Source organism: Kribbella sp. NPDC048928 (assembly GCF_043197975.1).
GTDB lineage: Bacteria > Actinomycetota > Actinomycetes > Propionibacteriales > Kribbellaceae > Kribbella.
Map to the genome: position 1 here is coordinate 1 of NZ_JBICUC010000017.1, position 9,240 is coordinate 9,240.

At 67.7% G+C, this 9,240-nt stretch carries 10 protein-coding genes and 5 tRNA genes; 9 read left to right on the top strand and 6 right to left on the bottom strand.

All coding sequences use genetic code 11. From position 1 onward, the window contains the following. Positions 1–4 precede the first annotated feature (4 nt). The 3 genes from ACGFI6_RS41270 to ACGFI6_RS41280 all read right to left on the bottom strand — a co-directional run bounded on the left by ACGFI6_RS41270 (position 5) and on the right by ACGFI6_RS41280 (position 1,206). Positions 5–75: transfer RNA gene (locus ACGFI6_RS41270), tRNA-Cys, on the bottom strand. A gap of 40 nt (positions 76–115) precedes the next feature. Then, positions 116–188, bottom strand: a tRNA-Gly gene (locus ACGFI6_RS41275). A gap of 145 nt (positions 189–333) precedes the next feature. Then, entirely contained in the window at positions 334–1,206 is an 873-nt protein-coding gene (locus tag ACGFI6_RS41280) for a sigma-70 family RNA polymerase sigma factor (RefSeq protein WP_393128174.1), read from the bottom strand. Between the two features lie 93 nt (positions 1,207–1,299). Here ACGFI6_RS41280 and ACGFI6_RS41285 point away from each other — a divergent pair, with 93 nt between their 5' ends. Both ACGFI6_RS41285 and ACGFI6_RS41290 read left to right on the top strand, forming a co-directional pair. After that, positions 1,300–1,740: a pyridoxamine 5'-phosphate oxidase family protein gene (locus ACGFI6_RS41285; protein WP_393128175.1), complete on the top strand. Its 441-nt coding sequence runs from the start codon at positions 1,300–1,302 to the stop codon at positions 1,738–1,740. A 49-nt stretch (positions 1,741–1,789) separates the two neighbouring features. Further along, the gene (locus ACGFI6_RS41290) at positions 1,790–2,755 is read left to right on the top strand and encodes an aldo/keto reductase (RefSeq protein WP_393128176.1); all 966 of its coding nucleotides are present in this window, start codon (positions 1,790–1,792) and stop codon (positions 2,753–2,755) included. Here ACGFI6_RS41290 and ACGFI6_RS41295 read toward each other — a convergent pair. Continuing rightward, positions 2,737–3,672, bottom strand: a complete 936-nt coding sequence (locus tag ACGFI6_RS41295; RefSeq protein ID WP_393128177.1) for an AraC family transcriptional regulator — start codon at positions 3,670–3,672, stop codon at positions 2,737–2,739. The genes ACGFI6_RS41290 and ACGFI6_RS41295 overlap by 19 nt on opposite strands. A gap of 59 nt (positions 3,673–3,731) precedes the next feature. On the opposite strand from ACGFI6_RS41295, the gene ACGFI6_RS41300 reads away from it, so the two are divergent. From ACGFI6_RS41300 to ACGFI6_RS41315, 4 genes are all read left to right on the top strand, one after another. Then, positions 3,732–4,739 carry an SDR family NAD(P)-dependent oxidoreductase gene (locus ACGFI6_RS41300; protein ID WP_393128178.1) on the top strand — a complete coding sequence of 336 codons (1,008 nt, stop codon included), beginning with the start codon at positions 3,732–3,734 and terminating at the stop codon, positions 4,737–4,739. Between the two features lie 27 nt (positions 4,740–4,766). Continuing rightward, positions 4,767–5,249 carry a hypothetical protein gene (locus ACGFI6_RS41305; protein ID WP_393128179.1) on the top strand — a complete coding sequence of 161 codons (483 nt, stop codon included), beginning with the start codon at positions 4,767–4,769 and terminating at the stop codon, positions 5,247–5,249. A gap of 63 nt (positions 5,250–5,312) precedes the next feature. Continuing rightward, positions 5,313–5,939, top strand: coding sequence for a hypothetical protein (locus ACGFI6_RS41310; RefSeq protein WP_393128180.1), 627 nt, complete (start codon positions 5,313–5,315; stop codon positions 5,937–5,939). Positions 5,940–5,980: 41 nt separating this feature from the next. Next, positions 5,981–6,925, top strand: coding sequence for a phosphotransferase family protein (locus ACGFI6_RS41315; RefSeq protein ID WP_393128181.1), 945 nt, complete (start codon positions 5,981–5,983; stop codon positions 6,923–6,925). Between the two features lie 77 nt (positions 6,926–7,002). Here ACGFI6_RS41315 and ACGFI6_RS41320 read toward each other — a convergent pair. Continuing rightward, a tRNA-Val gene (locus tag ACGFI6_RS41320) sits at positions 7,003–7,074 on the bottom strand. A gap of 121 nt (positions 7,075–7,195) precedes the next feature. Between ACGFI6_RS41320 and ACGFI6_RS41325 the strand changes: the two genes are divergently transcribed. Continuing rightward, on the top strand, positions 7,196–7,762 hold the full coding sequence (locus ACGFI6_RS41325; RefSeq protein WP_393128182.1) for a CGNR zinc finger domain-containing protein: 567 nt from the start codon (positions 7,196–7,198) through the stop codon (positions 7,760–7,762). 275 nt (positions 7,763–8,037) lie between these two features. Here ACGFI6_RS41325 and ACGFI6_RS41330 read toward each other — a convergent pair whose 3' ends face one another. Next, the gene (locus ACGFI6_RS41330) at positions 8,038–8,856 is read right to left on the bottom strand and encodes an aminotransferase class IV (protein ID WP_393128183.1); all 819 of its coding nucleotides are present in this window, start codon (positions 8,854–8,856) and stop codon (positions 8,038–8,040) included. 175 nt (positions 8,857–9,031) lie between these two features. On the opposite strand from ACGFI6_RS41330, the gene ACGFI6_RS41335 reads away from it, so the two are divergent. After that, positions 9,032–9,104 (top strand) — tRNA-Gly (locus tag ACGFI6_RS41335). A 32-nt stretch (positions 9,105–9,136) separates the two neighbouring features. Then, positions 9,137–9,207: transfer RNA gene (locus ACGFI6_RS41340), tRNA-Cys, on the top strand. Positions 9,208–9,240: the final 33 nt, after the last annotated feature.

A 9,240-nucleotide genomic window follows, 5' to 3' on the forward strand; every position in this document is an offset into this window, starting at 1 on the left:
TCTGAGGTGGAGACGGGATTCGAACCCGTGTGGACGGCTTTGCAGGCCGCTGCCTAACCTCTCGGCCACTCCACCCTTGAGACGCTCCACCGGGTTAGGGCGAACCCTCTCTCCGAGCGGACGACCGGGTTCGAACCGGCGACCTCAACCTTGGCAAGGTTGCGCTCTACCAACTGAGCTACGTCCGCGCTTCGCTTCGAGTGTTTCGCTCGGTGCGAGAGCAGAACAGTAGCGCACTTTCAGCGTGGACAAAAACCCGATTTCACGCTCCGGAGAGCCGTCTCATCCACCTCACGAGTCCCACGGGTTCTGTCCACTCGCCACGCCGTCGGTTCAGGCTCTCAGCGTCACCAGATCGACGCTTTCGAGGTACTCCGGATCGCCCCGGAGGTCGAGTGCGGCGACACGCCCGTCGACGACCGTGAAAGAGAACACAATCAGCGGTTCGCCGCGCTGCATCCACACCAGTCCCGGCACCCCGTCGACGAGCACCAGCTTGGCCGCCTTGGCGCGCCCGGAGAACTCGCGCGCCACGCTCTCGGCGCCTGACAGTGCAGACATTCGGGAGCCGTACGCCGCCGCGCCCGGATCGCCGCGGACGACGACCTCCGGATCGAGCACCTCGAGCAGCGCCGTGAAATCAGCCTCGCGGGCGGCGGTGAGGAAGGCGCTGACGACCTCCTTCTGACGTACGACATCGACGGCGGTCGGTTCCGGCGTACCGCGGACCCGGCGGCGCGCGCGGCTGGCAATCTGTCGCGCGGCGGCCGGCGACTTCTGGATGATCGGCGCGATGTCCTCGAACGGCACGGCGAACAGGTCGTGCAGCACGAACGCGAGCCGTTCGGCCGGCGACAGCGTCTCGAGTACGACGAGCAGCGCGAGCCCGACCGAGTCCGCCTGCACCGCTTCGAGTTCGGGGTCGGGGACGCCGTCGTCGGCGATCACCGGTGAGTGCTCGCCGACCGGCAGTTCGGGCCGGCCGCGACGGGTGCGGAGGACGTCGAGGCAGATCCGCCCGACGACGGTGGTCAGCCAGCCGCCGAGGTTGTCGATCGTCGCGGAGTCACTGCGACTGAGCCGGATCCAGGTCTCCTGGACGGCGTCCTCGGCCTCCGGTTCGGATCCCAGGATCCGGTACGCGACGGCGCGCAGGCGGTCCCGGTTCTCCTCGAACCGCGTCGCCAGCCACTCGTCCCCGCCCATCGGGATCACCTCTTCACCTGTCACACTGACCGGCCCAGCGCCGTCACTCCGATTGACGGAGTACGAGCATCACATGTGACAGAGGAGCCCGCGATGACGGCAGCACCCCGCCCGGCGTCGGTCCGCAAGCAGGACACGTTGCACCGCCTGGAGGAGGACGTCGACGCCTGGGTGTCGACGGCCGCGCTCGACGGTACGCCGTACTTGATGCCGCTCTCGTTCCTGTGGAGCGACGGGACGCTGCTGCTGTCGACGACCCGGACCAACCCGACCGCGCGGAACCTGCAGGCGAATCCGCGCCTGCAGGTGACGCTGGGGGAGGTGCGCGACGTCATCCACGTGACCGGAACCGTCGAGATCGTGGAGGTGTCCGAGGCGGAGGGCGCGGCCTTCGCGGCGAAGGCCGGCTTCGATCCGCGACCGCTGCCGAACTACCCGTTCTTCCGGGTGACGCCGACCAAGATCCAGGCGTGGCGCGAGGTGGAGGAGCTCAAGGACCGCGTCCTGATGGACGACGGGCGCTGGCTGGTCTGACCGCAGCCCCACTTGACCTCGAGTGCGCTCCAGGGGGCAGGGTGGCTCCATGGCGTCCTTGAGAAATGGCAAGCAGGTCGGTGGTCTGTGCCTCGGCGCGATGAACTTCGGTACGTCGACACCGGCCGACACGGCGATGGCGATCCTGGATCGGTTCGTGGAGGCCGGTGGGACGTTCGTCGACACCTCGAACAACTACAACCAGTGGGTCGGCCACGGCGGCGAGAGCGAGGAGCTGCTGGGGCAGTGGATGCGTGCCCGCGGCAATCGTGACGACCTGGTGATCGCGACGAAGTGCGGTGCGCGGACGACGGCTCCCGGCGACCCGGGTGACGCACACTGGGAGGGCCTGAGCACCTCTGCCGTCGGCGACGCAGTGAAGGGCAGTTTGGCGCGGCTGGGCGTGGAGCGCATCGACCTGTACTACGCGCACATCGACGATCGCCGTACGCCGTTGGAGCAGACGGTCGCCGCGTTCGGGGAACTCGCGGCGGACGGGGTCGTGGACCTCGTGGGCTGCAGCAACACGGCCACCTGGCGGCTCGATCGTGCTCGACAACTCGCGGCCGCTCTGGGCGTTGCGCCGTACTCAGTGATTCAGCAGCACTCGACGTACCTGTGGCCGAATCCGCCCGCGCTGCAAGGGGTTGTCCGGCGGGGTTCCCCCCATTTCCAGCACGCGGGAATCGAGCACTTCGACTACCTGTCAGAGCACCCCGACGTGACGCTGGTCGCGTACCAGCCGTTGCTGACCGGGGCGTACGCGCGTCCGGAGCGGCCGTTCTCGGCGCAGCGCGGGTACGCGCATCCGACGGCGTACGTGAGGTTCGAGACGATCCGGGGCGTGGCGGGGGAGCTCGGCGCGACCGTGAATCAGGTCGTACTCGCCTGGCTGATGCATCACGGCGTCCTACCGCTCGTCGGAGTTTCGTCGATCGCACAGCTGGAGGAGGCGCTGGCGGCGGTCGAGTTGAAGCTGGATCCGGCCGTGGTTGCTCAGCTCGATGCGGCCTGAGTGCGGATGGCGGAGCGGTAGCGCAGAGGAGATTGGCCGACCTCGCGTTTGAAGGCGGTGCTGAACGCGCTCTCGGAGGCGTAGCCCAGCTCGGTTGCGAGCGACCCGACGCTTGTGTCGCCGTCGCGGAGCGCGCGTTGGGCGAGCATCATCCGCCAGCGGTTCAAGTACGCGCGGGGCGGCAGGCCGGCGACGGCGCGGAAGCGTTCCGCGAAGGCGGTGCGGGACATCGCGGCGGCGCGGGCGAGTTCGTTGAGGCTCCAGAGGGTGTCCGGGTGCGAGTGCATCAGGGTGAGCGCCGGCTTCAGGCGTTCGTCGGTCAGCACGCGTAGCCAGCCGGGCGGGAGTGCGGACTGCTCGACGTACGCGCGGAGCACTTCGAGCAGCACCAACTGGGCGTGCTGGCGGATGGCGAACGCGGAACCGATGCGGTTGCCGGTCACCTCCTCGAACAGGCGGTACAGGCTGCCGCGAAGGTTGGCGCCGGTCCTGGGAGAGGCCTGGACGTGCGCGACCGGCGGCAGCGCCTCGCCGAGCAGTGTGCGTCCCGCCTCGTTGAGATCGATGCGGCCACCGATCACGATGTCGTGCGTGTCCCAGTCGGCGGGCAGCAGTTCGAAGTCGACCTCGAGCGGTACGACCTCACGCACCGGCCCGTCGCCGGAGCCGCCGGACAGCTCGAGGCGCGCACGGTTGTTGAGGATTGCGACATCGCCAGGCTCGAGCTCGATCGGCGCGTCGATGCCGTCGGTCGTCAGTCGCGCCCGACCGCCGGCCATCGCGACGAACTTGAACGGATCCTGAAGCTCGGCCCGCGACACCCACGGCCCCTGCACCGCGAACCTGCCGGACACCAGCCCGCGGACCTCGACGAGCTCGAACACCTCGGACAACTGATCCATCATCTGTACTCTCACGAAGAAAACATGGACTGATAATTATTCAGAGTACGTCGTCCGCGCGGCATCGTGGAGACATGACGGAGAACAGGCAACAGCCCATCGGCAGTGGATTCACGGCGGCGGCGACCGCTGACGACGTACTCGAAGGCATCGATCTGACCGGCAAGAACGCGATCGTCACCGGCGGGCATCGCGGTCTTGGCCTGGAGACGACCCGGGCGCTGAGCAAGGCCGGCGCGAACGTGACGGTCGCGGTGCGCAACCCCGCGCGAGCGGACTTGCAGGGCATCGAGCGGGTGGAGGCGAGTCAGCTCGACCTCCTGGACCCGAAATCGATCGACGCCTTCGTGGAGCGGTACCTCGCGACCGGGCGGCCGCTGCACATCCTGATCAACAACGCCGGCATCATGGCGGGCCCGCTGCAGCGCGACGCCCGCGGGTACGAGTCGCAGTTCGCGACCAACCACCTAGGGCATTTCCAGCTCACGCTGGGCCTGCTGCCCGCGCTCCAGGCGGCGCACGGTGCGCGGATCGTCAACGTGACGTCCGGCGGTCACCGGCTGTCGGACATTCGTTGGGGCGACCCACATTGCACCGAGGACTACGATCCGCTGCGCGCGTACGGGCAATCGAAGACGGCGAACGTCCTGTTCGCGGTGGAGCTGGAGCAGCGCTGGGCGCAGTACGGCATCCACGCCTTTGCCGCGCATCCGGGGATCGTCATCACCACGAGCCTCGGCCCGCATCAGGCCGAGGGCGCGCCGCGCGGGCAGTGGATCCCGGCGGACCAGCTGCGGGCGCTGGGGCTCACCGACGAGAACGGCAACCAGATCATCGACCCGGCGCGTGAGCGCAAGACCGCGCAGCAGGGCGCGAGTACGTCGGTGTTCGGCGCGACGAGCCCGCTGCTCGAGGGGCACGGCGGGACGTATCTGAAGGACAACGATGTGTCGTTGCTCGACACGATCACCGAGACGAAGTTCGACGACCCGGACGTTCGCTCGTACGTCTTGCCGCACGCGATCGACCCGGAGTCCGCCGTCCGGCTGTGGGCACTCAGCGAGAAGCTCGTCGAGCACTGAGCCGATGGGGCGTTATCGTCGCGCTCGATGACTCCTCCACCGCCGTACTTCCAGCTGGGTGCGGCCCGGCTGTACCAGCCGGACGCGGAACTGAACGAGCGCCTTCCTGCGGGTACCGCCGAGCTCAGCGCGTACATCAAGACCTTGGTGTGGGTGTGCACCGAGTTCTTCAACTACTACACCCAGCCGGCCCCGGCGTTCGGGAGCCTGGGGCTATTGGTTGCCGCCGGCCTCAAACCTGGCGGCCAGGCCAGAGTGTGGGTCGATGTCGTCGACGGGACCCTGCCGGCCGACGTTCATGACGCCCTGACCGAGCTGCTGAACGGGGCCGGATCCGACGTCCGGCCGCAGGTCACCGGGCCGGTCGCGTTTGCCCTGGAAGGCAGACTGGGAGTAGGCCCGGCAATACCGTTCCCCGAAGTCCCCGCCCTCTGGCAATCCACGGCGGCCCAGTCCCACCAGGCGCTCCGGCTCCCGGACGATCTCTTCCCGCACATCTTCCCTGACTAGATCGGCGGCCGCATGAACGAAATCCTGTGGATCGGAGGACCGGCCGCCGCGGGAAAGACCACGGTGAGCCGGTTGCTCGCACGCCGACACGGTTTGGTCTGGTACAGCGTGGACGCGCACGCCTTCGACCACGAACACCGTGCGGCCGCGGCCGGCTTGCACGTCCTCGGAACCGGGCCCGGCGACTTCGATCGCAAACCGATGATCCTCGAGGACATCGACGCCTTGCCGGTCCGTACGCCCGTGGTCGTCGAAGGCGCTTTCGTCACCCCCGCAATGGCCGGCACCCAGGCGATTTGGTTGCTGCCGTCACAAGCAGAACAGCGCACCAGACTGCAGCACCGCAATCCCGACATTGATCATGAAGGCTTCATCTGGGGCTGGAAGCTGGTGAACTCGCAGCTGGAAGGAACCGGCGTACCAACGATCCATGTCGACGGCCAAACCCCCGAACAAACCGCTGACGCAGTCGAACGCCATTTCACCGCAGTACTTCCACCAAGCCGCCCCGCCACCGACCCAGCCTTGATCCGCCTGGGCAACCAGCAACTGGCCCACCGCCCCACACCCCAACCATTCGCCTGCGAATGCGCCCGCCCGGATTGCACAGCCGTCATAAACCTGAGTCCGACCGAATCAGCACCTCTGCTGTCGCAACAGCCACCGTCCATCACCGCCCCCGCCCACTAATTCCCTGTCACCGCACGCGCCTGACGAATAGGCTCGCGCTCATGACCGACGACGACTGGAGAGACAGCGGGTTCAGGGAGCGCCGGCCGTCGGCGGAGACACTCGCCTGGGTTGCGGCGTCGATGGGCCGGGGCAGTCGCATCGTCGGCTATCGCCGATTGACCGGTGGTGTCTGCTCCGCCGTGAATCGGCTGACCGTCGAGCGACGTGGAGTGCGAACGTTCGTCGTACTGCGGCAGTACCCGGCCGGGCTCGATCTGCAGGAGACCCTGGAGAAGGAGATCGCCAACCTCGGTGTGGTGGCCGGAAGCGGGCTCCCGGTGCCTGAGGTCCTCGGTGCCGATGTCGGCGGTGCGTCGACGGGCGGCGCGCCGGCGTTGCTGATGTCGCGGTTACCGGGGCACGTTCACCTCACTCCGGACGAACCCCGGTCGTGGCTGACGAGGATCGCGGAGATTGCCGTCCAGTTGCATTCTCTCGATCTCCCAGCGAAGACGTTCAGGCCGTGGAAGGACTCTTGGATCGCTCCTCGAGACGGGTTCCGGGTACCGGGCGACGCACAGAAGCCGGCCGTCTGGAAGGCGGCGTTCAGTGCCATGGCGTTGCAGCCGCCGAAGGACACGGCCGTCTTCCTGCACGGCGATTTTCTGCCGGTCAACTTGCTGTGGTCGCGCGGCAGGATCACCGGGCTGACCGACTGGAACTCCATCTACCGCGGATCGCGCGCGGTCGACGTCGGCCAATGCCGGCGATACCTGGCGACGCTCTACTCCCCTGAATGGGCGGAGCAACTTCGAACGCTCTACGAGTCGATCGCCGGGGTGACACTCCATCCCTGGTGGGACCTCTACGCCCTGCTGCACTACGACGAAACCGGCTCGAAGTGGATCCGCGGCCAAGTAGCCGGCCGCCGCCCCGTCGACACCCCCGGCATGACCCCCCGAGTCGAGCAAACCATCCAAGCAGCCCTACAACGCCTCAACTGACCCATCACCGCCACAAACGAGTAGAGCGGGGACCCGGCTGGTGCTGGGTTCCCGCTCTGAGCTGCGTGGTCCTCGGGTGGGCGATACTGGGTTCGAACCAGTGACCTCTTCGGTGTGAACGAAGCGCGCTACCACTGCGCCAATCGCCCGGGATGGTGCTGGTGTTTCGGATGTGGTGTTGCGGGTGAAACCATATCGCATGATGAAGCGACGATCTAATCGGGCCGGGCTACTCTTGCTGCAGGACGGAGATCCCGTCGCGTTGGAGACGTGATTGTGACTTTCTCGCACGACACCGAGCAGGCGCTCGGGACGCTGGTCCGGCTCGTCAACACCCTGCCCGGACCGAACAGCCAAGTCGATTCGCTGGACACTCTGGAGGAGTTGGAGAAGTTCGTCCAGGAACGGGAGTTCAGTGCGGTCGACACGTTGACGGACAAGGACCTGGCCGAGGTTCGTGATCTGCGACCGTTGTTCGCGCCGGTGTTCACGACCGATTCCGACGCGTCCGCGGCGACGATGATCAACGCGATCATCGCCCGAGGTACGTCGACTCCGCGGCTCACCAACCACGACGGGCACCCGTGGCACATCCACTATTCGCGGGCGGGTGCGTCGATCGCCTGCCGGATCACGGTGGAGTGCGGGATCGCGCTGGCGCAGGTGATCTCGGCCGGCGAGCGCGAACGTCTGCGCCGCTGCGAGGCACCGGACTGCGACGACGCCCTCATTGACCTGTCACGGAACCGCTCCAAGCGCTACTGCGACGCCCGCACCTGCGGCAACCGCCTGCACGTAGCCGCCTACCGGGAACGCCGCAAAGCCTCCGGCGAGTAGTCACCCCGGGGCCCAACAAGACCCAACCCGTACCGGCCTAGGCGCGGTGCAGGTGCCGGGACCGGGCGTGGTGCGCGCCGGCACGGCCCGGCGTGGTGCGGCCCGGCGTGGTGCGACTCGGCGTGGTGCGGGCGCTGGGCAGGCGGCGGCCGGGTCGCGGATCGCCACCACTCATCAACTCGTCGCCGCACTGACGCCGTACCGCATCTCGACCGTGGAACGCCGCGTGCAGTGCGGGCGTCGACGGGTTGGCGAGTGGGTGGGGTCCGCTGGGGTCAGGGGCTGGGGGTTTGGGTGGAGCGTTCGGTGAAGATTTTGGCGGCCTGGGCGGTGATGGTGCCTGGCGCGCGCAGGTCGCGGTCGTCGACGCGGTGGATCGCCTGGACGTCGCGGGTCGTCGAGGTCAGGAAGACCTCCTCGGCGTCGTGCAGTTTGTCGAGTGGTACGTCGCGCTCGACACCGCCGAACCACTCGAGCACCAGCGCCCGCGTCACGCCGGCAAGCGCGCCGGACTCGAGCGTCGGCGTCACCAGCTCACCGTCGTACACGCAGAAGATGTTGGAGCCGGTGCCTTCGCAGAGGTCACCGATCGTGTTCGCGAAGATCGCCTCGCTGCCGCCGCGCTCCTTCGCGTAGGCGAGGGCGCGGACATTCTCGGCGTACGAGGTGGTCTTCAGCCCGGCGACCGCGCTGCGCTCGTTGCGGACCCACGGGACCGTGACGATCGCGGACGTCGCAGCCGGGCGCTTGATCTCCTGGGTCGCGACCAGGATCGTCGGGCCGTCCGTGCCGCGGTCCGAGGACAGCGGCGAGACGCCGCCGGTGAACGTGATCCGTAGCCGGCCGAACGGGATGTCCGGATCTGCCGCGACCACCGCGTCGATCCCGCCCTCGATCGCCGCGACGTCCGGCGTCGGCAGGCCGAGCCCGACCGCCGAACGGACGAGCCGCTCGAGATGCCGCCGCACCGCGAACGGGCGGCCGTTCTCGATCTTGATCGTCTCGAAGACGCCGTCGCCGGTGGTCAGCCCGTGGTCCAGCGGCGAGACCGCCGCCTCGCCGTCCAGCAGGGCCCCGTTGAGCCAGATACGCATGTGGTGCTCCTTCCGCGGAACACCTTAGTGCGCAGGTGATCCCGCGCCGCGCAGCCCCGGGCAGGTGAGCAGTTGGTGACCGTACGTCGACGTACCGGGGACCCCCGTTTTTGAACTGGGGCGGAGATGGGCTAATGTTCTTCTCGCGCCGGGGACACTGGAACCCGGTCGCAATGCGGACGTAGCTCAGTTGGTAGAGCGCAACCTTGCCAAGGTTGAGGTCGCCGGTTCGAACCCGGTCGTCCGCTCGGAGAGGGTTCGGCAGGCCAGCTTTCTCAGTGGTGGAGTGGCCGAGAGGCGAGGCAACGGCCTGCAAAGCCGTGTACACGGGTTCGAATCCCGTCTCCACCTCGAGAACCTCAGTGGTTTTGAGTGTTCCCGTTT

Bases quoted from the DNA above. Each gene is read 5' to 3' on its own strand.
- ACGFI6_RS41280 (WP_393128174.1), bottom strand. From the start codon at position 1,206: ATGGGCGGGGACGAGTGGCTGGCGACGCGGTTCGAGGAGAACCGGGAC.
- ACGFI6_RS41285 (WP_393128175.1), top strand. From the start codon at position 1,300: ATGACGGCAGCACCCCGCCCGGCGTCGGTCCGCAAGCAGGACACGTTG.
- ACGFI6_RS41290 (WP_393128176.1), top strand. From the start codon at position 1,790: ATGGCGTCCTTGAGAAATGGCAAGCAGGTCGGTGGTCTGTGCCTCGGC.
- ACGFI6_RS41300 (WP_393128178.1), top strand. From the start codon at position 3,732: ATGACGGAGAACAGGCAACAGCCCATCGGCAGTGGATTCACGGCGGCG.
- ACGFI6_RS41305 (WP_393128179.1), top strand. From the start codon at position 4,767: ATGACTCCTCCACCGCCGTACTTCCAGCTGGGTGCGGCCCGGCTGTAC.
- ACGFI6_RS41315 (WP_393128181.1), top strand. From the start codon at position 5,981: ATGACCGACGACGACTGGAGAGACAGCGGGTTCAGGGAGCGCCGGCCG.
- ACGFI6_RS41330 (WP_393128183.1), bottom strand. From the start codon at position 8,856: ATGCGTATCTGGCTCAACGGGGCCCTGCTGGACGGCGAGGCGGCGGTC.